17 protein-coding genes are annotated in these 25,229 nt (G+C 59.6%); 7 read left to right on the top strand and 10 right to left on the bottom strand.

Translation table 11 applies throughout. The annotated features are described in order from the left end of the window. Nucleotides 1-95: 95 nt before the first annotated feature. Complete coding sequence (locus tag RYB66_RS25750) at nucleotides 96-1,535, top strand: TolC family outer membrane protein (protein ID WP_010193662.1); 1,440 nt, start codon at nucleotides 96-98, stop codon at nucleotides 1,533-1,535. 191 nt (nucleotides 1,536-1,726) lie between these two features. Here the strand turns inward: RYB66_RS25750 and waaA are convergent, their stop codons facing one another. Beyond that, nucleotides 1,727-3,007: a lipid IV(A) 3-deoxy-D-manno-octulosonic acid transferase gene (waaA, locus tag RYB66_RS25745; RefSeq protein WP_005778850.1), complete on the bottom strand. Its 1,281-nt coding sequence runs from the start codon at nucleotides 3,005-3,007 to the stop codon at nucleotides 1,727-1,729. A gap of 69 nt (nucleotides 3,008-3,076) precedes the next feature. Here waaA and RYB66_RS25740 point away from each other — a divergent pair, with 69 nt between their 5' ends. Genes RYB66_RS25740 through RYB66_RS25725 form a run of 4 tightly spaced genes read left to right on the top strand, consistent with a single transcriptional unit; the run spans nucleotide 3,077 to nucleotide 6,438 of the window. Beyond that, nucleotides 3,077-3,409, top strand: a complete 333-nt coding sequence (locus RYB66_RS25740; RefSeq protein ID WP_002551789.1) for an SMR family transporter — start codon at nucleotides 3,077-3,079, stop codon at nucleotides 3,407-3,409. 48 nt (nucleotides 3,410-3,457) lie between these two features. Next, nucleotides 3,458-4,633 carry an NAD(P)/FAD-dependent oxidoreductase gene (locus RYB66_RS25735; protein WP_005778848.1) on the top strand — a complete coding sequence of 392 codons (1,176 nt, stop codon included), beginning with the start codon at nucleotides 3,458-3,460 and terminating at the stop codon, nucleotides 4,631-4,633. After that, the gene (locus tag RYB66_RS25730; protein WP_005743020.1) at nucleotides 4,630-5,445 is read left to right on the top strand and encodes an aldo/keto reductase; all 816 of its coding nucleotides are present in this window, start codon (nucleotides 4,630-4,632) and stop codon (nucleotides 5,443-5,445) included. The genes RYB66_RS25735 and RYB66_RS25730 overlap by 4 nt, the downstream gene beginning before the upstream one ends. Before the next feature lie 36 nt (nucleotides 5,446-5,481). Next, nucleotides 5,482-6,438 (top strand): hypothetical protein, encoded by a 957-nt coding sequence (locus tag RYB66_RS25725; RefSeq protein ID WP_002551786.1) that lies wholly within the window; start codon nucleotides 5,482-5,484, stop codon nucleotides 6,436-6,438. 47 nt (nucleotides 6,439-6,485) lie between these two features. On the opposite strand, the gene hldE is transcribed toward RYB66_RS25725, so the two are convergent. Further along, entirely contained in the window at nucleotides 6,486-7,910 is a 1,425-nt protein-coding gene (hldE, locus tag RYB66_RS25720) for a bifunctional D-glycero-beta-D-manno-heptose-7-phosphate kinase/D-glycero-beta-D-manno-heptose 1-phosphate adenylyltransferase HldE (protein ID WP_011167538.1), read from the bottom strand. 127 nt (nucleotides 7,911-8,037) lie between these two features. Then, the gene (msbA, locus tag RYB66_RS25715; protein ID WP_316895816.1) at nucleotides 8,038-9,840 is read right to left on the bottom strand and encodes a lipid A export permease/ATP-binding protein MsbA; all 1,803 of its coding nucleotides are present in this window, start codon (nucleotides 9,838-9,840) and stop codon (nucleotides 8,038-8,040) included. A 178-nt stretch (nucleotides 9,841-10,018) separates the two neighbouring features. On the opposite strand from msbA, the gene RYB66_RS25710 reads away from it, so the two are divergent. Then, entirely contained in the window at nucleotides 10,019-10,657 is a 639-nt protein-coding gene (locus RYB66_RS25710; RefSeq protein ID WP_005778844.1) for a toluene tolerance protein, read from the top strand. Between the two features lie 47 nt (nucleotides 10,658-10,704). Here RYB66_RS25710 and RYB66_RS25705 read toward each other — a convergent pair whose 3' ends face one another. Genes RYB66_RS25705 through RYB66_RS25675 form a run of 7 tightly spaced genes read right to left on the bottom strand, consistent with a single transcriptional unit; the run spans nucleotide 10,705 to nucleotide 18,829 of the window. After that, a complete protein-coding gene (locus tag RYB66_RS25705) occupies nucleotides 10,705-11,874 on the bottom strand; it encodes an O-antigen ligase family protein (RefSeq protein WP_016982611.1) in 1,170 nt (389 codons plus the stop codon). Then, the gene (locus RYB66_RS25700; protein ID WP_005778841.1) at nucleotides 11,864-12,637 is read right to left on the bottom strand and encodes a glycosyltransferase family 2 protein; all 774 of its coding nucleotides are present in this window, start codon (nucleotides 12,635-12,637) and stop codon (nucleotides 11,864-11,866) included. Before RYB66_RS25700 ends, RYB66_RS25705 begins: the two co-directional genes overlap by 11 nt. Nucleotides 12,638-12,668: 31 nt before the next feature. Then, complete coding sequence (locus RYB66_RS25695; RefSeq protein ID WP_004666424.1) at nucleotides 12,669-13,625, bottom strand: glycosyltransferase; 957 nt, start codon at nucleotides 13,623-13,625, stop codon at nucleotides 12,669-12,671. Between the two features lie 30 nt (nucleotides 13,626-13,655). After that, nucleotides 13,656-15,065 (bottom strand): PIG-L family deacetylase, encoded by a 1,410-nt coding sequence (locus RYB66_RS25690; protein WP_316895813.1) that lies wholly within the window; start codon nucleotides 15,063-15,065, stop codon nucleotides 13,656-13,658. Next, complete coding sequence (locus RYB66_RS25685; RefSeq protein WP_002551778.1) at nucleotides 15,062-15,958, bottom strand: antimicrobial resistance protein Mig-14; 897 nt, start codon at nucleotides 15,956-15,958, stop codon at nucleotides 15,062-15,064. Before RYB66_RS25685 ends, RYB66_RS25690 begins: the two co-directional genes overlap by 4 nt. Beyond that, on the bottom strand, nucleotides 15,958-17,088 hold the full coding sequence (locus RYB66_RS25680) for a glycosyltransferase (protein ID WP_316895811.1): 1,131 nt from the start codon (nucleotides 17,086-17,088) through the stop codon (nucleotides 15,958-15,960). Before RYB66_RS25680 ends, RYB66_RS25685 begins: the two co-directional genes overlap by 1 nt. After that, on the bottom strand, nucleotides 17,072-18,829 hold the full coding sequence (locus tag RYB66_RS25675) for a carbamoyltransferase (RefSeq protein ID WP_002551776.1): 1,758 nt from the start codon (nucleotides 18,827-18,829) through the stop codon (nucleotides 17,072-17,074). The genes RYB66_RS25680 and RYB66_RS25675 overlap by 17 nt, the downstream gene beginning before the upstream one ends. 302 nt (nucleotides 18,830-19,131) lie before the next feature. On the opposite strand from RYB66_RS25675, the gene RYB66_RS25670 reads away from it, so the two are divergent. After that, on the top strand, nucleotides 19,132-25,224 hold the full coding sequence (locus RYB66_RS25670) for a membrane-targeted effector domain-containing toxin (protein WP_316895809.1): 6,093 nt from the start codon (nucleotides 19,132-19,134) through the stop codon (nucleotides 25,222-25,224). Nucleotides 25,225-25,229 lie beyond the last annotated feature (5 nt).

Below are 25,229 nucleotides of genomic sequence, written 5' to 3'. Positions count from 1 at the left end.
ATCGCCGATTGTTGCTAAAAGAGTCTGGCTCTACACTCGCTAACCCGGTTTCGCTTAAAACCGTGATTACTTTCTTCATGAACAGGGAATGCCTCATGCTGCGCAAACTTTCGTTGGTTGTGGCCGTTTCGTTTGCGTCCAGCGGCCTGACGTGGGCAGCCGATATGCCACTGCCGACCCAGACAGGTCTGCTGAATGTCTATCAGCAGGCGGTGGACAACAATGCCGACCTTGCGGCATCCCGCGCCGATTACGATGCCCGCAAGGAAGCCGTACCGCAGGCCCGCGCCGGTTTGCTGCCGAACATTTCCGGCAGCGCACAAAGCAACAATACCCGCACCAGCATCGACCAGCCCAGAGCCGTGGCGACCCGCAGCGGTAACGTCTATCAAGCCACCCTGAGCCAGCCGATCTTCCGTGCCGACCGCTGGTTCCAGTTGCAGGCCGCCGAGGCGAGCAACGAGCAGGCGGCACTCGAGCTGTCGGCTTCCGAGCAGAACCTGATCCTGCAAGCGGCACAAAGCTATTTCAGCGTGCTGCGCGCCCAGGACAATCTGGCCTCGACCAAGGCCGAGGAGGCAGCGTTCAAACGCCAGCTCGATCAGGCCAACGAGCGTTTCGATGTCGGCCTGTCGGACAAGACCGACGTGTTGCAGGCGCAGGCCAGCTACGACACCTCGCGTGCCAGCAGGATTCTCGCCAAGCGCCAGGTGGATGATGCGTTTCAAGCCCTGGTGACGCTGACCAATCGTGAATACAACTCCATCGAAGGCATCGTGCATACCTTGCCTGTGCTGGCGCCAACGCCAAACGATGCCAAGGCCTGGGTCGATACGGCAGCACAACAGAACCTCAACCTGCTGGCCAGTAACTACGCGGTCAGTGCTGCCGAGGAAACCCTGCGTCAGCGCAAGGCCGGGCACGCCCCGACACTCGACGCCGTAGCGACTTATCAGCGTGGCGACAACGACGCACTGGGTTTTAGCAACCCCAATTACACCGGGCGCAATTATGGCGGCGACGTCGAGCAGCGCAGTATTGGCGTGCAGTTGAATATCCCGATCTACAGCGGTGGCCTGACCAGTTCACAGGTACGCGAAGCCTATGCGCGCCTGAGCCAGAGCGAGCAACGCCGTGAAAGCCTGCGTCGTCAGGTGGTGGAAAATACGCGCAACCTGCACCGTGCGGTGAATACCGATGTCGAGCAGGTCCAGGCCCGCAAACAGTCGATCATCTCCAACCAGAGCGCGCTGGAAGCCACCGAAATCGGTTATCAGGTTGGCACCCGCAACATCGTCGACGTGCTGGATGCGCAGCGCCAGTTGTATGCCTCGGTGCGTGACTACAACAACACGCGCTATGACTACATCCTCGACAACCTGCGCCTCAAGCAGGCAGCCGGCACACTGAGCCCGGGCGACCTGCAGGATCTGTCGCGCTACCTGAAGGCCGACTACAACCCGGACAAGGACTTCCTGCCGCCGGACCTGGCGACTGCCGCGCAGAAGAACTTCGAGCGACCTGCAAAGCGCTGAGATTGCTGACCGATCTGGATGCTCTGCGCCCGACTTCAAGTCATGCAGCGCGACGCAGATTTGTGACGCGGAGCGTCACCCAAGGCATTCCCACGCTGGAGCGTGAGGAACGATAGGCGTCTGGACGAGCTCAACTATCGTGCCGACGCTCTGCGTCGGCATGCAGTTCTGGACGCTCCGCGTCCTCCGACTCAGCGCCTGCCCATCAACCGCCCGATCCCGTCGAGCAGGCGTTGCAGCGCGCCCTGATTGGCCTTCATCACAGCCAGCCCTGCATCGGCCATGCTGCGAGCCTGCTGTGGCTGGTCGAAAAGCCCCTGCACGGCGGCGGCCAGCGTGGTCGCATCGCTGACCTCTTGCAACGCGCCGGCAGCGCGCAGCATGGTGGCAATCTCGAGGAAGTTGAACAGGTGCGGGCCGCTGAGCACCGGTTTTGCCAGCGCAGCAGGCTCCAGCAGGTTGTGACCGCCGTTAGGCACCAGGCTGCCGCCCACAAAAGCGATATCGGCCAGCGCATAGAGAAACAGCAATTCGCCCATGGTATCGCCCATCAGCACCGAGACGTCCGGCGTGACAGCCTGCGCGGATGAGCGCCGAACCGTCGCAAAACCCTGCTGCTGACACAGCGCATGCACGCTGTCGAAACGCTCGGGATGACGCGGCACCAGGATCAGCAGCGCATCAGGATGGCTCGTCAATAACGTGCGATGAGCTGAAAGAACGCTTTCATCCTCGCCTGCATGGGTGCTGGCGGCGATCCATACCGGACGCTGCGTCGCCTGCCATTGCTCACGCAAGTGCGCGGCACGTTCCAGCAATTGCGGGTCGATACTCAGGTCGAACTTGATCGAACCGGTCACTGCAACGCACTCGGGACGCGCGCCCAGATCACGAAAGCGCTGCGCCTCGACTTCTGTCTGCACCGCGAACCAGGCCATTTGCGCCAGCATCGGCCGGGCAAGCTTGGCAAAACGTGCGTAGCCCCTCGCCGAGCGCTCAGAAAGCCGCGCATTGGCGAGCACCACGGGGATCCCGCGCAGGGCGCATTGGTGGATGTGGTTGGGCCACAGCTCGGTTTCCATGATGATGCCCAGCCGGGGCTGCACATGATCGAGAAAACGCCCTGCCGCCCAAGGTAAGTCATACGGCAGGTAGCAATGCTGAATGCGCGGTTCGCTGGCGAACAGCGCCTTGATTCGTTCCGAACCTGTGGGCGTCATGCAAGTCACAGTGATCGGCAGTTGGGGGTATTGCAGCAGCAGCGCGCGAATCATCGGCGCGGCCGCGATGCTTTCGCCCACTGACACCGCATGCACCCAGATACCACCGCGCTGCATGGCAGGCAGGCCGCTGGCGAACCGCTCGCCGATGCGCTGGCGATACGCCGGAGCCTTACGCGCACGTAACCACAGGCGCAGGGCAACCAGTGGCAGGCCGAGATGAAACAGTAGGGTATAAAGGGTTCTATTCATGGGCGCGGAGTTTATCAGCCCGCCATCACAAGTCGCTAGAATGCGCAGCCTGACGAAAAGGAATGCACCATGAACGCTTATTATCTGCTGGCTATCGCCGTCTGCGCAGAAGTCATCGCCACTACTTCCATGAAAGCCGTGAAAGGGTTCAGCACTCCCCTGCCGCTGTTGCTGCTGATCACTGGTTATGCGATTGCATTCTGGATGCTGATTCTGGTGATGCGCACGATCCCGGTCGGCATCACCTACGCCATCTGGTCGGGCATGGGCATTGTCATGGTGAGCATTGCGGCGTTCTTCATCTACGGCCAGAAACTCGACCTGCCCGCGTTGTTGGGCATGGGCATGATTGTGGCTGGCGTAGCCGTCATCCAGCTGTTCTCGAAAACCGCCGGGCATTGAAAAGCCGATCCTTTATAATGCTCGTACTTTTTGCTCACTGAGGTGCTCATGCCATCGGTTATTTCCACTGACGTGCTGATTGTCGGGGCTGGCGTAGCCGGTCTATGGCTCAACGCCCGGTTGCGTCGTCAAGGGTTCTCGACAGTGCTGGTAGAAAGCGCCAGCCTGGGTGGCGGGCAAAGCCTCAAGTCTCAGGGGATCATCCACGGCGGTGCCAAGTACGCGCTGCACGGTGCACTTTCCGGTGCCTCCGAGGCCATCGCCGATATGCCGCGCCGCTGGCGTGAAGCTCTCGATGGCAAAGGCGAGCTGGACCTGTCCGGTGTACGCCTGCTGTCCGAGGCCCACTACTTGTGGTCGCCAGGCACCATCGCCGGCAATCTCACCAGCTTCTTCGCCAGCAAGGCAGTGCGCGGCCGTGTGGATCAGGTCAAGGGCGAGCAATTACCGCCCGCACTGCAAAACCCCAAATTCAAGGGCAAGGTCTATCGTCTCGCGGAACTGGTGGTCGATGTGCCGAGCCTGATCGAGCGACTCGCCGAGCTGGCCGGTGACAGCCTGCTGGCCGGTCAGAATGTTGAGCCGCTGTACGAGGGCGATGAGCTGATCGGGCTGCGCGTCGATGGGCGCGATATTCATGCCCAGCGCATCGTACTCAGTGCTGGCGGTGGCAACGCCGACCTGCTCAATGCACTTGGCGTATCGCAACCGCAGATGCAGCGCCGCCCGTTGCACATGGTGCTGGTCAAGGGCCCGACCCTGAAACCGCTGTTCGCTCACTGCCTGGGTGGCGGGCCCAAGCCACGCATCACGGTCACCACCCACCCTGCGGCTGACGGCCAGTGCGTGTGGTACCTGGGTGGCGATCTGGCTGAGGCCGAGGGCGTGGCGCGCGAGCCTGACGCGCAGATCGCCGTCGCCCGCAAGGAGCTTGAAGCCCTGCTGCCGTGGGTCGACCTGAGTCAGGCACAATGGGCGACCCTGCGCGTGGACCGCGCCGAGCCTGCCCAGTCGGGGCTGGTGCGGCCAGACAACGCCTTTCTCGACAGCCAGCGTCGCCTGATGGTTGGCTGGCCGACCAAACTGGCACTGGCTCCGGACTTCGCTGACCGGGTTCTGTCGCAGCTTTCGAGAGATGGCATCCATCCGACACCGCAGTCACCACTGGTTGATGTACCAAGGCCGCCGATGGCCATACCTGTCTGGGATGAGCTGCTGCCATGAGCCTGAAAACCCTGCACGACCTGCATCGCCCGCTCGGCAATAGCGGCCTGAGCGTATCGCCCCTTGGCCTGGGCACCGTCAAACTGGGCCGCGACCAAGGCGTCAAATACCCTAGCGGTTTCAAGATTCCCGATGACCAGCAGGCGCAGATGCTGCTGCGCATGGCTCGCGACATGGGCATCAACCTGATCGACACTGCACCCGCCTATGGCACCAGCGAAGAGCGCCTGGGACCGCTGCTGCGCGGTCAGCGCCAGGACTGGGTGATTGTCAGCAAGGTCGGCGAAGAATTCGACAACGGTCAGTCGAGCCATGACTTCAGCGCTGAGCACACCCGCAAATCGGTCGAGCGCAGCCTGAAACGACTTGAAACCGATTTTCTCGATTTGGTGCTGGTGCATTCGGACGGCAACGACCTGGCGATCCTCAACGAGGCCGAGGTGTATCAGACCCTCGCCGACCTAAAGCGCGAAGGCAAGATTCGCGGCTTCGGCTTTTCCGGCAAGACGGTCGAAGGCGGCCTGTTGGCATTGCGCGAGGGGGATTGTGCGATGGTCACCTACAACCTCAACGAGCAAGGCGAGAAACCGGTGCTGGATTACGCTGCCGCCCACGGCAAAGGCATCCTGGTGAAGAAAGCGCTGGCCAGCGGTCATGTCTGTCTGACGCCGGGCACAGACCCGGTGCAGGCCAGTTTTCAGCTACTGTTTAAACATCCGGCGGTAGCCAGTGCTATTGTCGGTACCATCAATCCGTTGCACCTGGCGCACAACGTTGCAACTGCCGCTGCCGTGATTTGCCGTCAAGCCTGATTGAGGCGGCCGACCCCAACGCAAGAAGGAGCCGTTATGCCGCGAACACTGATCCGCAAGAACCCCAGCAACTTCAAGACCCTGCCGCTGTTTGTCGAGGCCACGCCGGAAGGCCTGAGCTACCAGAGCATCGGCATGCCGATGAACTTCGCGCAGACCTTGCAGCGGCGGCGCAAGATCGACGTGCCAGACACCGAACGTTTCTCCACCGAGCTTGCAAATCTGGGGGTGTCCGTTCGCCTTACCGTCAGCTGGCAGAATCGCGATTACTGGGTGCTGGTTCGCCAGCGTCGCCAGGACCGTGGCGACGTCGTACTCAAGCTGATCTCGGGTTATGTGCCGGCCCACGAACTGACCCTGCCACTGCATACCGCCATTCAGGAAGTGGCCGAAGAGTGCATGATCGAAACGCCTCAGGGCTGGCTGAGTGGACTGTTCAAAGAGACCTGGCTGCCTGCGCCATATGCCGCTGCGCTGCATTATCGCGAGGCCATGCCCTTTCGTCTGAGCCCGCTCTCCGGCGCAGCGCGGCCGGTGCGAAGCGGCAGCCTGACACTGCTGGAACGCCCACGGGCTTATGTGCATTTACCCACCGCGTCCTTGCAGCTGATTTACGACATGCGCCTGGAAATCCCCAAGGAAGCGCGCCCGGTCAGCCTTTTCCATGTCGATGAAGTGCTTGAAAACGATCAACTGGTCGCCCGCCTTAACCGCAGCAAACCCGACCTGTACCTGATGCCGTTGGAAAATGGAGTGCCGCTGCCCGAGCTGTACACGCTCAAGCGCGACAAACTGATCCCGGCTGGCACCCGAGGGCTGTACCTGGCCGAAAGTTTCGCCGCGCAGGATGGCTGGATCGTGCGTGAGGAACGAATTCGCTGGAAAGACTGGCTACGCCAGCAGGGCATGGCCCCACCGGCGAAGAAGTCAGGACTGAAACGCCTGACCGGAAAAGCCCGTGAGCTGCTGCACGCCATGAGCGGCAAGCTATGAGCCTCAAGCCTTTTGATTTGCCTTGGCTTACGGCTTGCAGCTAAAAACTATCCCTGCCCGCGGATCTTCTCGACAATTGCCGTAGTCGAGCTGTTTTCCACCAGCCCCAACACACGCACATCGCCACCGTACGCCTGGACGATATCGGCACCGACCACTTGGTCAACGCCGTAATCACCGCCCTTTACCAGTACGTCCGGTTTGACGTGACTCAGCAGATTTTCAGGGGTGCCTTCAGGGAAGCTGATCACCCAGTCCACTGCACCCAACCCTGCCAGCACGGCCATACGCCGGTCGACACTGTTGATCGGACGGCCCGGCCCTTTCAGGCGGCTGACAGACGCATCATCGTTGACGGCAACGATCAGACGATCACCCAGCGCCCGCGCCTGCTCCAGGTAGGTCACGTGACCTGCGTGGAGGATGTCGAAGCAGCCATTGGTGAAGACGATTTTCTCTTTGTGCGCGCGCGCATCATCGACCGCCAGCAACAGTTGCTCCAGCCCCAGCACGCCGCGTTCGGAACCTTCTTCGCGCTGAATAGCGCGGCGCAGTTCCGGGGCGCTGATGGCTGCAGTACCCAGCTTGCCGACCACAATGCCTGCTGCCAGATTGGCCAGCGCCACCGCATGCGGCAGTTCCTCGCCCGCAGCAATCGCTGCTGCGAGAGTGGAAATAACCGTGTCACCGGCGCCGGTCACATCGAACACTTCCCGAGCGCGGGCTGGCAGGTGCAGCGCCTGCTGATCAGGACGCAGCAGGGTCATGCCATGTTCACCACGGGTCACCAGCAGAGCGCCCAGGTCAAGCTCCTGCATCAGCTGCGCGCCTTTGGTGACCAGCTGTGCCTCGTCTTCACAATGCCCGACGATCGCTTCGAATTCGCTGAGGTTCGGCGTAATCAGGCTGGCACCGCGATAAATCGTGAAATCCTTGCCCTTGGGATCAGCCAACACCGGGATACCGCGTTTGCGGGCAGCCTGAATCAGTGCCTGATGGTTTCTCAGCGCGCCCTTGCCGTAATCGGACAGGACCAGCACCTTGATGCCATCCAGCAGGCTGTAGACCTCTGCACTCAGTGCCAGCGGGTCAGTATTGAACGCCTCTTCGAAGTCGATACGCAGTAGCTGCTGATGGCGACTGATAACACGCAGCTTGACGATAGTGGGCTGATTGGCAATGCGCTGAAAACGCGCCAGCACACCCGCTGCTTTCAGGCTGTTGGCCAGACTTTCTGCGGCCTCGTCGTCACCCGTCACACCGACCAGCGAAGCCGGTGCGCCCAGTGCAGCGATGTTCAAGGCCACGTTGGCAGCGCCGCCCGGACGGTCTTCGATTTGATCGACCTTGACCACAGGCACCGGCGCTTCAGGGGAAATACGCGAGGTGCCGCCATGCCAGTATCTGTCGAGCATCACATCGCCAACCACCAGGACAGGGGCCTGATCAAAGCGCGGCATGGATAACTTCATGGAACTACCCGTACTTTAAAAATAGACAGGGGCGGAATCTTAGCACAGGGGTTTATAACCGACAGGCTGTTGAATCACACCGCCCGAAGGCAGGCAGGCCGCAGGGGCCCGCCCGGTGAAAGCGAGGTCAGACTGCGCCGACAGGTGCCGGCTCGTCCAGACCCATGGCATGCAGACGGGCGTAATAGCCGTTCTGGGCCAACAGCTCGGTATGCGTGCCGCGCTCGACGATCTGCCCGGCGTCCATGACCAGAATCATGTCGGCCTTTTCGATGGTCGAAAGGCGGTGAGCGATGACTAGCGTGGTTCGGCCCTTCATGACGTGATCCAGGGCCGCCTGGATGTGGCGTTCGGACTCGGTGTCGAGCGCCGACGTGGCTTCGTCGAGGATCAGCAGCGGTGCGTTTTTAAGCAGTGCGCGAGCAATGGCCAGACGCTGCCGCTGACCACCGGACAGCAGCACGCCGTTTTCGCCCACCTGAGTATCGAACCCCTGCGGCAACTGGTCGATGAACTCTTTGGCGTAGGCATCAGCGGCGGCCGCTTCGATGTCGGCACGCGGGGCACCTGCCAGATCGCCATAGGCAATGTTGTTGGCGATCGTGTCGTTGAACAGCGTGACGTTCTGGTTGACCTGGGCGATGTGCTTGCGCAGGTTGCGCAAACGGTAGTCGTTGATTTCGACGCCATCGAGCAGGATGTTGCCCATCTCGTGCCCGTAAAAACGCGGTATGAGGTTGGCCAGGGTCGATTTACCGCTGCCGGAACGGCCTACCAGCGCAATCATCTGCCCAGGCGCTGCGGAGAAACTGATGTCGTTCAACACCTGACGCTCGGTCTGCGGGTAGAAGAAGCTGAGGTTCATCACCTCAAGGTGGCCGGTCACGCGATCACGCTCGATGGTGCCGGTATCGACTTCTTCTTCCACGTCCAGTTGTTCGAAGATGCTCTCGGCCCCAGCGACGCCTTTCTGGATCGTCGAACTGACTTCCGACAGCTGGCGAATCGGCTTGGGCAGCAGACCGGCCGCAGTGATATAGGCAACCAGATCGCCCGCGGTAGCATCGCCTCGCAGGAACAGCACCAGAAACATCAGCACCGCCATGGCGCTGTAGATCACCAGTTGCAGCATCGGCGTATAGATGGCACCGGTTTTGGTCATGCGCAGTTGTTTGCGTGTGTTGCTGTCACTGGCCTGAGCGAAGCGGTTCTGTTCGTAGGACTCGCCACCGAAGCTGCGTACCACGCGATAGCCCTGAATGGTTTCCGAGGCAACGTGCGTAACATCGCCCATCGCTACCTGAATCTTCTTGCTCTGCTTGCGGAATTTCTTGCTTGCACTGCCGACCATGACGGCAATCAGCGGCAGGATGGCGAGCATGACCAGAGTCAGCTTCCAGTTCATCATCAACAGATAGATGAACAGGAACACCACGGTCAGACCTTCACGAATCACCACTTTGATGGCATCGGTGGCGGCACCGGTGACCATCGTGACGTTGAACGTGATACGCGAGATCAGGTGGCCGGAGTTGGTGGTATCGAAGTAACGATTGGGCAGTACCAGCAGCTTGTTGAACAGCTCCACCCGCAGGTCATGGACCAACCCGAGAGACACCTTGGCCAGGAAGTAGTTACCCAGGAAAGAGCCAAGCCCCTGCCATGCGGCGATCAGAACGATCAGCAACGGCACTGCCTGCAACAGTTGCAGCTCACGCAGATAAGGCACATTGGGGAACAGCACGGCTTCAGGGTTGGTCAGGCCATCGACGAAGTATTTCAGGATGCCGGCAAGCATTGGCTGGGTCGAGGCGAAGATCACGAAACCAATGATGCTGAGCAGGAAGATGCCCACATACGGACGCACATAAGACAACAAACGGAAATAGATTTTCACGCTGGAAGTCGAGGACGATTCGGTGGTTGTCATGAGAATCCGTCGTATTAAAAAGAGGCCGAATTGTATCACAGCAGTTTTCGCGGCTGCCTGCTGCGGTAACATAGGCGGCTCGTCCATTCCCAAGGGTTTCTGACCGCTGCTTGAAGCCTGCAAATCCGGCTTCTGTATGACGACCAGTAGCCCTTGGGGCGTAAAAACCGGAGTATCGATGCAAGCGCTTGACCACGCCCATTACCTTGATCTGGTTCAAGGTGCCGAAGTGCTTGAAGCCGATGGCACGGGCGACAAAGTACTACGTCTGCGTGACGGCTCCATGTTGAAATTGTTTCGCCGCAAACGCCTTGTCAGCTCGGCAGCCTGGTATCCCTATGCCCAACGCTTCGCAGACAACTGTGAAACGCTGATCAAACGCGGCATTCCCTGCCCGCGCATACGCTCGGTAAGCCGCATCGCCGAAATCGAGCGCGATGCAGTGCATTATGATCCGCTGGCAGGCTTCACCCTGCGCCAGCTATTGGGCAGTGCGGTGGCCGACGACAAGCTGCGCAGGCAACTGGGAAGCTTCATTGCTCACCTGCATGAAAAGGGCATCTACTTTCGCTCGGCCCATCTTGGCAACGTTATCCTCACACCGGAAGGCAGCCTCGGCCTGATCGACATTGCCGACATGAAAACCTATCGCCGCGCATTGCGCAAAAGCCTTCGCTTGCGCAACTTCAAACACATGTTGCGCTATCAGGAAGATCGCCAATGGCTGCTGGATAACGGCAACCCGGCGTTTCTGGATGGCTATATGAGCGCTCAGAGCCTGTGCGACACCAGCGAACTGGTCCAGGCTATTCAGTAACGCTTTCACTAAAAGAATGGCCGCTTTCGAAGCGGCCATTTTTTATCTTACTGCTGCTGCCTGAGCCGATGCGCCTGCACAATACGGCCCAGCACCATCGTTGCCGGTAACAACACCAGCACCCAGAGCTCATCCGGGTTACCGACCAACTGGCCACCGTCAAAGTTGAGCATCAACAGCGCACAGGCCAGGTAAAGGCCCCAGGCATCACCGTTGCGCAAGGCGTTCCACAGCGTCATCGCCATCACGACCAGAAACATCACCAGCGAAGCCGCGCCGGTGTACAGCCCCAGCGACACGAAAATGTTGTGCGGATGCTGAATGGGCATACCGCCCGTCAGAGTCTGGGTGGTATAAAAATCGACACCACAACCCAGCACCCAGCCGCAGCGACGCCATTCACCGGTCATGATTTCAAACAGCTCGACGCGATAGGAGTCACCTCTGACCATCAGCAGAGCGACCCACTGCTCATCCTTCACAAGCCAGAAACCTATGGCAGCCACAACGCCCGCCACCAGCAAGGCCACGGCAGTGCGCAGTGGAAAGCGGTAAAGCGAATATGCTGTGCAGATGGCAAACAGGAAGGCTGCGCCCACCAGCGCGGTGCGGGTCTGGACGACGAAAGCCGTTAACACCAGAGTAACAAGAACTGCAGACACCGCTTCAATCCAGCGCCGCTCTCTGGCCCATAGCGGCAGTGCCAGGGCGAGGCTGCAAACCAGCCATGCGCTGGTGTAGATCACATTCTCCATACGCCCCGGAAGAATGGCCACACGCTGACCGAACTCGAATTTCCCGGTTACCCAGCTGTAAATGCTGCTGAGCAGAATGTACAGGCAGATGGCCCAGAACATGCCGCGCACGAACAAACCGCGCCGGAAGAAACCGTTTTCCGTAATACCGGCCACGACAAAGACAAACAGGCTGACGTAGACAATATGCTTGTAATACTGGAACTCCTGCGCTTGCAGCGCCGGCACCAGAAAACACGCCATGAATACAGCCCAGGTTATGCCCAGCGGCTCTGCAAACACCCCGGCGCCGCGGTACTTGATCAAGAAGAACAAGCCCGGCAAGGCGGTGAATGCGTAAAACAGATTGTTGGTGATCTTGGCTGACGGGTTAAGAATGAAACTCAGCAGGAAGACTACAATCGCTACGGTGAAATACGTCTGTACTTTGTTGCTGGGGATTGTGATTCGGTCAACTGACATTATTGAGCAACCAACCTGTTACCAGACCAGCAAGCACAGCGATGATCAGCTTGACGCGATCACGACGCTTGCGACGCTGTTTGTCGAGCCGCTCCTGCGGCACCACCACATGCTCACCGAACCCGGTGTGCAATACGGCATCATTTTCCAGAATCAGAGCGTAACGGTTTTGCGACGCGAATAATTGTGAAAGTTTCTTCTCGCCACCATGCTCGGCATACGGCGCATGCTGCTGGTAATCAGCCAGGCGGCGCAGCCCGGGATTGAAGGAAAAACCCTGCCACTCCGGCTTGTGCGAGCCCAGCTTGTAAAACGGGATACCTTCGACCACTTCACGCTCGTTCAGATAAACATAGGGGCTGTGAATACGCAGATCATGATTGTAGCTGCGCAACCAGACCTGCAAGGCCTGAGGGTCGTGTTCCAGCAGCGTCATCGACTCTTCGATGAAGTGCGGGCGGTAGAAATCCCAGTCGTCTTCGCAATGGAACACCCAGGACGTTTCGATCAGCGAATAGGCCGCATCGACAGAGCGCATCTGCCCCAGCTTGGGGTTGTTGATGATGAAGCGCGTATGCGGGTGCCAGTGCTCGGGAATGCACGCCTGGACCCGGGCATCGCCGGAGTCTTCGGTAATCAGCACATGGCGTATGGGCGCAGTGTTGAAATGGTCGAACGTTTCCAGAGTGCGCTTCAACAGGTCGAACCGACCACAACTGGTGACAACCAGCGTAATGTCGCTGTTTTCGCTGAATACCATCATTCGTTCCCAATCATTGAATATTCATAATTCCCTACCACCCCAATCGTGACCGCAGGCGGTCGAGCCAGCTCATCGCCGGCATGCTGCGCAGCGGCGAATGCATTGCGTCCACGATGGCTTTTCCAAGGGCATGGAATGTAAAGCGTTCTTCGACCAAAGTCTGCCCATTACAGGATATTTCGCTGGCCAGCACGGTGTTCTCGCGCAACTTCGCCAGCTTTTCACGAAGCTGGGGAATGTCGCGATAGAGCACGATGTTGTGCATGTCGACAAAGCCCAGCGCGCGGTTTTCTTCAGCGCCCTGATCAAAGGCCAGCAGCACGCAACCGCAGGCCATGGCCTCGAAATTCTTGATCATGTACTCGCCCATGCCGACATCGGCACTGACGAAAAAGCGGATGCGGTTAAGGGTGTCGCAATACTCTTCCCCGGACTTGGTACGCGTGACGAGCAGATTCTCGACCTGCCCCAACTCATCCAGCAACGCCTTGCGGCCGCTGTAGGCCACACTGTTGGTGCTGCCCACGAACGCCAGTTCGATGTCACGCTCACGCGCCTGCAATTGCAACAGGCTCTGGTCATAGCCCTTGGGCACGAACACCGCGTCGAAGCCTTCCTGGCGCAGGCGCTCGCTGACCATGAACCCCGAGCAGATCACCCGCGCCCAAGGCAGCTTGCGATAGTGCGCACTGAACTTGCCGGTGTATTTGCAAGGAATGTAGTTCTGGTAGGCATCGTGTTCAAGGATGACCAGGTTGGGAATCGTGCGGATGAACCCGACCTGACGCACTTCCTGCTTGAAGCGCAGGAAAAACACGATCCGGTCATAACGGCTGACGTCCACTTCGCGGCGGAAATAGCCACGCAGGTTGCGTTGCTCCGCGGAACTCAGCCAGCGCACATCGCATTCGCAGTGTGCCGCGATGCCGTCATAGAGACGGTCCAGAATCGCACGCTGCTCTTTCTGGACCAGAAGTAGAACTTTCATGGTTTTCCTTGCAGTACTGCGCCTGCTGAATCAGATGTCACGGCTGCGCCAGAACAACTCGTGTCGTCGCACAGCTTTGCGGAAGAATTCGTTTTCGCCTTCGGCCGGCCAGTGGCGACCGGCCAGAACGCGTTGCAACGTACGGCGCACACGGCGTTTGAACGGCATCGGCGGCAACAGGTCATGCATCATACCCAGCGCCATTGCCTTGTCGCGTTGGGCCGCAACCGATAAGTGCAGGCTGTACGGTACCAGCGGCAGACTGGCATCGAATACCGGCGGCAGGCTGATGCCACTGTAGGCATCGCCCATTGGCCAACGGTCGTTGTCGTGCAAGTGGTTGGCGTAACCGAGCACCACGTCTGGCTGCCATTCAAGACCGGCCAGCGCTTCACGCACGGCTGCCTGGGCACAGATATGGTCGGGATGCGGATCGATGGCCGGGTGCGGCATGACAATAACCTGCGGCCTGGCCTTGAGGACCAGTGCACGCAGGTCGGCGAGCAGGTTATTCCAGGTTGGCAGGCCGTCATCGCCGGGCAATGGCAGCGTATTGAACTGGCGAAACAACCGCGTATCGGTCAGATCCGCCTCACGCGAAGCGACCGGCGTATCCGGCGCGGCCTGCATGGCGGGTAACTGCAGGCAGAAATAACCCAACTGCACACACTGAGACTCAGGCACACCGCCCCAACGTGCGACGGCGATGCTGTCCCAGGCGCGCAACCGGCCTTTCATGCGCGCAGCTTCGGCGCGCTGCATGCCCATCTGGCGATAATGTTCAGCCTCGATCTCACCGGCGGTCAGCGTGACAATCCAGGCTTCATCGGCCTGGCTGTAAAGCCCGAACGCGGCGAGCTCGGCATCGTCGGCATGCGGTGCGATGACCATGACACGCTGCTTTCGCGCATCCGCCTGACGAAACAGCCAGAGGCGCGGCGTACCAGCAAGACGACAGAAATGCCCGCGCAATTGCAGGGCACCCGCAGCCAGCGGCTCGCCAAGACCGGTCAGGTTCAGATAACGCACGCCGCAGACACCACGCTCGAAGGCCTGCCGGTCACTCAGGCCCTGACCTTGCAGCTCGACCACCGGATCGAGAAAACGTCCCAGCCAGGTGCTTTTTACTGTCAGTGCCAGTATCAATGTTTCGTCGCCGTTCAGTTGCACGGCGGGGTCGATCAGCAACGTGCCGCCGTCCAGGCGGACGCCCGGCACTTCGCTGTCGGCAGCAAAGGTGTACTGATAGTCGTCAGATGGCGAATAGAACAGATGATCGGCAAACCAGGCCTCATGAGCGACCCAGGCACACACAGCCAGCAGCGGCACCAGCCACCAGACCGTCAACACGCCGATGGCAATCAACAGCAGTAGGCCACCCAGTAACGCCAGCCGCTTGTTACGGCGATGGCGCTTGAGCAACTGTTGCTTGCGACTCAAATCTGGAACACCGGAACGGGGTTGCACCATCGGTCCTTGTACTCGCGGTCGGCACGACCAAAGGAAAAACGCAGTGATTTGCCCAAGGCGCGGGCGTTCTCCCAGGCGGACTGGGTATTGACGAAACTCAGCACGCTGCCTGGGCTAAAGTCCCGGGTTTCGGGATCGACACCGCCGTTGACGTACTCGATGCTGACCCACTGCGGCGCTTCGACGCGATACACCAGTTGAATGGCAATCGGCGCATCGTTGAGAAACACCACCGAACCGATCAGCAGTTCACGCAACAGCTCGATGACCTCGGCCTTGTGCCGGGCACCGGTGGCCTCAAAGCCCCAGCGACGCTGAAACAGATCGCAATACATACTCGCCAGCTCGGCGCTGCTGAACTCGCTGACAGGTCTTACCGTGCCGCCAGCCTCCTCCAGCAAGCGAAGTTCACGACGCTGGTTGTAACGAAATTTCTTGGACAGTTCTTCAGGCGTACGCGCCATCGCCAGCGATTCGGTCTGCGGCCTGAAGGTGCTGATGCGGCCCTCGTTGAGCGCAGACACATAGCGGGCACGATGGCGGACCGGGACCTGAATATCGTCGGCCACCGGCAAAATCAGTTCGGCGTTGCCCAGGTCGAACAGGCCTTTCTTGCCGTGACGCTTGAGTTCGTCCTTGGACAGCGCCAGCGAACGCCCCCAGGTGGCAATCGCTGCCTTTACTTCGCCGCCCTGCTCCCAGGCCAGATAACGCACAGCAATACCGGAAAACGCCGACAGGCGCGCAACGACCAGCGGATGAGTGGCTACGCTGCCACCCAACCGTTGCCATGCCTGCTCGTAAGCAGCCGCGTCGATCTGCACCCAGCCACGCTCGCGCCAGCCTTTGAATCGATTGAGCATCAGGCCCCCGCCGTCAGGCTGGAGACTTGCGGCAGCCGCCAGAAGACATCGCGCACAGCATGATCGGAAAAGCGTTCGCGCAAACGCAGCAACATGCGCTCGGCGCAGTCCTGACGCTGCTCGGCGTCAAGACCGGCCATGTGTACCAGGCCGTGCGCCAGGCTGTGAACATCACCCAGCGGGAACAGCAGACCCACGTCTTCGACCACTTCCTTCGCGCCGCCGCAGGACGTTGCAACCAGTGGCACACCGGCCACCATCGCCTCCAGAAGGACCATACCGAACGGCTCGTGGTCAGAGCTCAGGGCGAATACATCGAACGCCTTGAAGTAGCGGCGGGCGTCAGGCACCTGCCCAAGAAACAGCACCTGCGGACCAATGCCCAGCTCCAGCGCAAGCGCCTTGAGGTTTTCTTCCAGGCGGCCCTTGCCGAGAATCACCAGCTGGCTGTTCTCGGGAAGATTGGGCAGAGCCTCGGCAAAACCGCGCAACAGCGTGGCCTGATCCTTGTCGGGATGCAGGCGACCGACGTTGGCGACAATCCAGGCCGATGCCGACAGACCCAGCTCTGCGCGAGCATCTTCAGCGGAAAACTGACTGCCCTGCAGTTGCTCGACATCGATCCGGTTGTACAGGGTCTGAATACGTTCGGCCGACCACTTGGGCAGGCTGTTGCGCATATCGTCACGAACTGCATCGGAAACACCCAGCAGGCTCAGGCGCTTGCGAAACAGGTTGGCGAACAGCTTGCGACTGCGCCGTTGATAATCGCCGAACGCATGATGCACACCGATGACCGGCAACTTCGTCGCCAACAGGGCGATGTACACCGGCTTGAAGCGATGCGCGATGCAAAAGCTGAACGAGCGCGTCGCGGCAATTTTGCGCAGGTCACGGATGGCACCCAGCTTCAGGCCACGAATGGCACTGGAGCTGTATTCCATGAACAGCACTTCTTCCGAGCCGCAGTCGGCGACCACGTCGGGGTCGGCGGCGCCGGTCAGAAACACCGTCGTCACCCGATAACCCTTGCCGGCGAACAGGCTGGCGTATTGCCGCGCGCAGTCTAGAAACGGCCCGTCATAGCCGTGACAGAACTGCAGTACGTGACGTTCAACCGAGCGTGTCATAAGCCTCGACGCCCTCTTTGACCACCAGGATGTCTTCCATGATCAGGTACTCGAGGTCCGAGCCGAAGAACATGTTCAGCGCATCGGTCGGCGAACAGATCATCGGTTCGCCACGGCGGTTGAGCGAGGTGTTCAGGGAAACGCCATTGCCGGTCAGTTCTTCCAGCGCCTTCATCATGTCGTAGTAGCGCGGGTTGTATTCGCGCTTGAGCACCTGGGCACGGGAAGTGCCGTCTTCATGGACGACTTCCGGAACACGGGTTTTCCACTCTTCCGCCACTTCGAAGGTGAAGGTCATGAACGGTGCCGGGTGATCGATCTTGATCATCTGCGGCGCGACGGTGTCGAGCATCGACGGGCAGAAAGGCCTCCAGCGCTCGCGGAACTTGATCTGATGGTTGATACGGTCGGCTACCCCGGTAACGCTCGGGCAACCGATGATCGAGCGACCACCCAGCGCACGCGGACCGAACTCCATGCGTCCCTGGAACCAGGCAACCGGGTTGCCCTTGACCATGATTTCGGCAATCCGCTGTGGCGTATTGTCGATCTGACGCCAGACCGGCTTGCTCGGGTGACGGGCACAGGCTGCGATCACGTCTTCGTTGCTGTACGCCGGGCCAAGGTAGACGTGTTCCATCTTCTCGACCGGCACACCGCGAGCGTGGGACACATAAGCCGCGGCACCGACCGCCGTACCGGCATCGCCGGACGCAGGCTGCACGAACAGTTCCTTGACTTCAGGACGGGCAATGATGCGCTGGTTGAGTTTGACGTTCAGCGCACAGCCACCGGCGAAAGCGATCTTGCCGGTCTCCTTGAGGATGTCACCCAGGTAGTGATCCATCATCTGCAACGCGAGCTTTTCGAACAGTGCCTGCATGCTCGCGGCATAGTGAATGTAGGGCTCGTCGGCTACGTCGCCAACGCGTTTCGGGCCGAGCCACTCGATCAGCTTCGGCGAGAAGTAGAAGCCCTTGCCGTTCTCTTTATAGCGACGCAGGCCAATGACATTGGCCAGCTCGGTATTGATGATCAGCTCGCCGTTCTCGAACGTGGCCAGACGCGAAAAATCATACTTGCTGGCATCGCCGTACGGTGCCATGCCCATCACCTTGAATTCGCCGTCGAGCATCTCGAAACCGAGGAATTCGGTGATAGCGCCATACAGGCCGCCCAGCGAGTCCGGATCGAAGAATTCCTTGATCTTGTGGATCTTGCCGTTTTCGCCATAGCCGAAGAAGGTCGTGGCGTACTCACCCTTGCCGTCGATGCCCATGATCGCGGTCTTCTCGGTGAAACCAGAGCAGTGGTAGGCGCTGGATGCGTGGGCCAGGTGATGCTCGACCGGCTCGATCTTGATCTTTTTCGGATCGAAGCCCAGCTGCTCGAGGCACCAGACGATCTTGTTGCGGTAGCGCTTATAGCGGCGGTTGCCCATCAGCAACGCATCAAGGGCGCGATCCGGCGCGTACCAGTAGCGCTTGGCGTAGTGCCAGCGGGCCTTGCCGAACAGGCTGATGGGGGCGAACGGAATTGCAACCACGTCGACGTCCGAAGGCTTGATGCCTGCCTGTTCCAGACAGAACTTTGCCGACTCGTAGGGCATGCGGTTCTTCGCGTGTTTGTCACGAACGAAGCGCTCTTCTTCAGCCGCTGCTATCAGCTTGCCGTCGATATAAAGCGCTGCGGAAGGATCATGGCTAAGGGCGCCGGACAGGCCAAGGATCGTCAATGCCACTAGGGTCTAGCCTCTTTAGTCTGCATGCAGGCGCATTGCGCCCGAGAAAAGGTGTGCCCCCGCACAGCGGGCTGAGGGCAGCTAAAGGGCGGGATTATAACGTAATGACCAAGGATTGGCTCGACGCGCTGAAATGTCATCGGGGATGCCCGCCAGACGGCGTAGGAAACATCTCTTTCTCAGCATCAATAACTATCTACGACCTGACGCCCGTTGCTTCTGATTAATTGAGGCCCATCGTCGCCGGCCCTACGGCCGTCGCTCAAACCTCAGCGCCTGAAGCGCGCAATGGAACGCCTGTCATGACACAAACACTGTCCTCTTTGGCTATAACGCCTACACCACTGAAACCTGCCGATACCTGGCCTGCCGCCTCCGCCGCACTGAAAAGGCTCGATGAACTGCGCACACTTCTGGCCATCGAGCTGAAGGCCCAGCCTGGCCCGGGCGAAGCGCTGTTGACTGCGCTTGGCGGTTCCGATGTTTCTGAACGGGAACTGGAAATATTCAGCCTGCTGCAACAGACCGATGACTACTGGACAGACCCTGGCAAAAACGCTGAAAGCCGCCGCGACCGGCTTGTACCTGCCTTGCAGCGAGCCTTGCGTGATGAAGCCAGCGTCAGGATTCACGAGCGTGATCTGGAGAGTGGCTATCTTGTCTGCCTGCCGGACTCGCCCGATCAAAGCCCGGCGCTCACTTCCGCCTCGCTGCATGTGCAACTGCACGATGACGAACACGTTGAAATGGCAGGCGCGCTGGCGATATCCGAGGAACAGGGACGCACGCTGCTGATGTTACCCGGGCTCGGTATCATGGGCTTTGCCACGCAGGCCCTGATGCTCGCAACCCTGGCGCGCTGGCTCAACACAGCGACGTTGCAGGATGCTCTTCTGAACACGATGGAAAGGCGTCATCAAGATCAGCTTTTCAAGATCATCCAGGACGCCGACCTTTACCTTGAGCCATTCAAGGCTGAAGACCTGCAACTACAGCCGGTCACCACCACCCCCTTCATGCATGCCCTGGATCGCCTGCTGAACAAGCAGCGCAATGACATTCGCCATGCGTGCGAACGACCTGATACTGAAGACCGGGCAACACGTCAGGCGCTGATTCAGGCAGCCATCGACATGCGCGGCCTGCTTGGCCCTGCCTACATGCTCGAACTGCGCGAACTGACCAACAGGCAACGTCAGTATCATCGAAGCCTGCCGGACTGGATGAAGATTGCCAGCGAAGCCGACCTGCAGACCTATGCCTGGCACTTGCGACACTACGATGAGGCGCATGCAGCGATGCTAAGCGTACTGGGCATCGCGGCCTCTCCAGAACATTTTGCCGAAGCACGTTTGCGCACCCGGCTGGCCGATGACCTGGGCCATGACCTGGACCCACGCGCATTGACCATCGACACGCGGCGCTTGCTGCCATCCACGAGCGAGACCTACCGCGTGACATGCTCACTGGTCGAGCTGGCACTCTATGGCCTGCACCCGGAAGACGAGAGTGCAGGCTCGGACTTTCTCGATCACACCGTTATCACTCTTGATGGCAAACCGCTTGATGCAGCCTGCTCGGCATTGAATCCGGCTTACCTTGCCGGAGTGATCGATGAGCTCGATCTGCGGGCGGAGTTTGGCGAGTTTCAACGCAAGGCTTACCAGCAAGAGCACAACCGGCAAATGCTCTGCGCACTGGCGCGAACCCGACTGACCGCGCAGGGTTGGGCAGCGAAGATGCAGGGGCATATCCAGCCCGGTGATTTCGCCATGGTCGCGGCACTGACCGGCCCGGCAGCGCGCGCATCCGATCCAGCATTGCGTGTACAACAGATCAAACTCAACAACCGCAACGTGATGGCCAGATTGCTGGTGTTTCGCAAGCAGGGTGCCGAGGGGCGTACGCAGCGGCTGATCATGGTCGCTACCGATGCACCCGGGCAGCAGTACTTCAAAGCCTTCGACACTGAAACCCAACTGCTGCACGAGGTGGTCGGCTGGACTGCTTCGCCATCAATGGTCAACTACCTGCTCGATCAGGTGGAAGTGGATGCCCGTGCGGCACTGGCAGAGCAACTGACGGCACTGGCACTCAAACCCCAGCCTTCGAAAGACTTCATTCAGTTTATTGATCATGCGGACTGCGAGTCGGCCTTGCGCCGCTTTACCGACGAACAGACCCGCATATTGCTTTCCGAACAGGCCAGGCATACGCCGGACTGGTACCTGCGCGCCAGTCGCGCTCAGCGCCGGGAACTGCTGGCCCTTGAACAGGCCATTGGCGGAGCGCTCGACAACTATCAGGCGCAGCCACACACCGGAGTCAAGCCATTCAAGGATTACGTACACCAACGTGCCAGCCAGCAAATCGGCAAGCTGCTGAACGTACCAGCCGGCACGGTAGACCCCGACCTGATCGTAATTACCACCGAGCGCGAAACACTGACCTACACCGACATGCTGCTCAATGGCTATGACGACAGCATTGACCCCTTGCGTGCTTCCGCAGCAACCAACGCGACGTTCAGCGGCCCGGAAGGCATCGACGTGAGCGCGCTGTCAGCTGCTGCCGTTGCAGGTTCGGTGCGCGGTCAGTGGCTGGCGGACGAGTACATTGCCTTGATCAGAAACACCCTGCTGAACAGCGAAAGCGAAGGCTATGCCTATCGTCGCCAGTTCAGCGTGATAATCACGCAACTGCAGATGCAGGCAGCGGCATTGCGCAGCGTGCTGAAAGGTCATATCGAAGCAGCGCACTATGCGTGGTTGAAACAATCTCTGGATAACGCCCACCTTGACGACACCGCCTCCCGCGAGCGATATCCCCTCTACCCGCTGCAAGTGCATGTGGACAAACCGTTTATCGCCTCGGGGCTGACCGGCGTCGATCAACTGGTCATTCCCAGCACGCTGCTCACCCACGTCGAAACCGTGCAGGGCTGCCTGGTGATCCTGCCGACACAGACTCGCCATGCTGCGCTGCTCTACACGCCGCAGGCGCCTGACGGTATCGAGTTTCGTCTGTTCAGCGACTTTGTGCGCTCGCTCGTTAGCGAAGGCATGATCGATTACTACAAGGATCGCTGCCGGATCAAGACGCGCCGAACCTTGTCGTTCTTGCTCCGCGACATGCAGCAGGGTAAGGCCAACAAACCTCCGGTCATTCCCAAGGCATTCATTTCAGACTTCGCCGACACCTGTTTCAACAGGCCGCTGGAGCGCAGGTTGCGTGATGTGGAAGAGACCACCACCGGCCGCAACGACATGCTCGTCCGGCTGATCCGGGTCAGCGTCGAGATAATTGCTACCGCCTTGACCCTGCCGTTCCCACCGGCAAGCTTTGCGGTTGGCAGCCTGCTTTCATTGCATGACAGCGGGCAGGCAGTTGCCGCCTTGACTGAAGGCGACCAGCAACGCGCTGCAACATACATGCTCTCGGCACTCTTCAACGGCATCGGCGCAGGCAGCGACTTGTTGGTTGGCATTAAGGGCTTCGGCGGCGTATTGCATCAGCTTGAGCACGGTCATCAATCAGCGCCGGTCCTGCGCTCGTTCCAGCGCCAGTCCTCGCTGCCGCGTTACGAGGACCTGTACCCGGTTGAACTGCAGGAGCAGGTTTTTCTGATCGGCAAGCCCAACGCCCATGGTCACGCCGCAGTTTTCCATGCACCCCACGTCGCCTCGGCGCCCCCTATGGCAACCGGTCAGTTCGCCCTGCGAGAAGCCGCTGGTGCCTGGCAGCCGCTCCTGCCACCGCCCAACGCCGTGGCGCGCGCGCCTTCCGGGCTGCGCACCGACCTGGCAGTCGACGTTTCGCTGGATAACGTGCCACGTAGCACCGACGGCCACGCGAAAGGCGTGTACGCACTCAACGGAAAAAATTACATCAGGTTGTCAGGCAACACCTTTCAGGTTCAATACGATGCGCATCTGCGCTGCTGGCAGATCATCGATCCGGCCAATCCATTCGCATTCTTCGGCAAACAGCCGGTTCGCCTGAATGAACAGGGCCAGTGGCTGGTCGTCGACCGGCGCTTGCGCGGCGGCGGGCTGGACGGTCCGGGGAACTATAGGCCACTGCCTGAAGATGCCGCCGCAGGCTCGCTCAACACGTTGATCGACTATGAGATGCCAAGCACCATGAGAGCGCATCTGGACATCGTCATCAGCAAGGAAGTCTTTGACCCGACCGGCGCAGGTCTGGAAATCTATTTCGAGACCTATTTCACGGAAATACGCCAGACCTTTACAGCGTTTCGGGAAAAGCTCTACCAGGACGCTCAGGCATTTTTTGCCCGATTTTCTCCGCCGCCCAGGCCGACACTGCCCGCTTATGGCCTGCCCGGTAGAGTCGAGACGCTGATCGAGCACATCTTCACGCACAGCAACGGGTTGGTTTTCAGCGAGGCCCCAAAGTCGGTAGCCAGCAAGCGCCTGCTCCTGCTCAACATGCCATTGCTCGCAGAGCAGCGTGTCGAGGTCCTGTACATCGAACACCTGCTCACCGACAAACACCTGCGCAAACTGGCCAGATATCGCCAGTTGGGCAAAAAGAGTCGCTCTGGCTCTCATGAGCTCAAGTACTACCTGCACGACGTCAATCGCGGCGCCTTGAACAACTCGAGCAGCGAATACGACTACTACCACCTGATCAAGGAAGCCCACCGTCACGGCATCGAAGTGCGCCCGTTCAGCTCGTCGATAAGCTACCCGTTTTTCGGCCATTCGGTGCTGGCCGCCGCTGATGATCCGGCAGCGGCCAGCAAAATGAGCAACTTCTTCGGGCACAGGCTCATCAGCCAGGACATCGCACCCGGCTCTTCCAAACGCTGGGTCGCACTGCTCGACCAGAAACTTGCCACGACGCATGATCAGGTGCCCGGCATTGCCGAGATGCAAGGAGTCGTCAGTGTGCATGTTCAGGACATACCGGCAGGACGCCCGACCCGCATAAGTGAAGGTACCGACGGGCCGCATCAAAACACGCCGACTCGCTGTGACTTCACCATTGCGTTTGCCGACCCTGCACTGCCGGGCGTTCCGCTGCCCCCCGCCACCCCTGTGGATGACATGCTGATCCGCGAGCTGAGGGGCTCCGTTGCCGAGGGCGAGCATTGGGCGGGCCAGTACGGGTTTGTCCACGGCGAAAACACTACCTGGCTACGCGTACCACCCGAAGAGTGGACTGCCGACAGCCCGATGACAGCGATCCAGCAATCCTTGGCCGACGCGACCTATGAGATGCCGCTTGATACCAGAACGACGCTTCATACATTGGCGAACTTCGAAAGGAAAGGGCTCGACATGGAGTATTTCTTTGAAGACACAAAACTCGACACTGTTCGCAATACGTTCGCCCAGCGCCGCAAAAATCTGCAAAAGGACGCCGCCACAATCAGATCGGCCCAACTGCCACCTCGCCCGACATTGCCAGCCATCGAGCCACAGACGAGCACGGCGGGGCTGCTTGAAACCCTGTACCGTCACACGGAAGGCATTGTTATCGGCGAGTCGCATTTTTCTGTTTCGAGCAAAAAACTGATCATCGACAACCTGCCATTGCTGGCGCGGCAAAACGTCAAGACGTTGTACATGGAGCACCTGCTGACCGACCTGCATCAGGCGGACCTGGATCGTTTCTTCGAAACCGGCCAGATGAGCAAAACGTTGCTGCATGACCTGAAAATCCTGGACCGTGGGCATCACACCGATCCGGACAAGGTCTATAACTTCGAACAACTGATCATCAAGGCGCGGCAGTACGGCCTGGAGGTCCGCGCTATCGACTGCGCAAGCAGCTATCACCTCAAAGGTATTGCCAGAGAAGAGTCCATCACCCGCCAGCAGATGATGAATTACTTTGCGTCGCGCACAATCCGCAGGCATCAGGACGTGATGGGTTCCCACAAATGGATCGCGCTGGTTGGCAACAGCCATTCCAATACCTACCAGGGCGTGGTACCCGGTATTGCAGAACTGCAAGGAGGGATCGGTCTGCGGGTTATCGATGTGGCACCAGGGAAATCGACCGGCGTAGTACCGGATCCGGGAGAGCTTGTTACGGGAGGCATAACCAATGAACAGGTCTACATCAAGGGCGATTACCGAGTGGCTATGGAAGTGTTGCGCCCAGAGTCAGCCAGGCTCTTGAGCATTGACAAACGCCTCTTCAAGCCGGGAATGTTTCTGGTGCAACAGGGCGAAGGCGATTTGCAGACCATCGTCCATCGTGCTCGTGACACATGGATTCATCGCACACCGGTGCAGCGCAATGCCGAGGGCAAACTGTATCTGGAGCGTGTGCGTTGGCCGCGTATCCACCTCAAACCCTTCGACGACATGGACGCGCTGGTGACGGCCCTCGAGGCGATGAACCTCACCCGCATTGCCTGAGAGGC

The organism is Pseudomonas syringae group sp. 243L2, assembly GCF_032587875.1.
In the GTDB taxonomy this organism is placed as follows: Bacteria; Pseudomonadota; Gammaproteobacteria; order Pseudomonadales; family Pseudomonadaceae; genus Aquipseudomonas; species Aquipseudomonas amygdali.
Note: the sequence above shows the minus strand (reverse complement) of the source record. Positions and strands in the feature narration are given on the sequence as shown.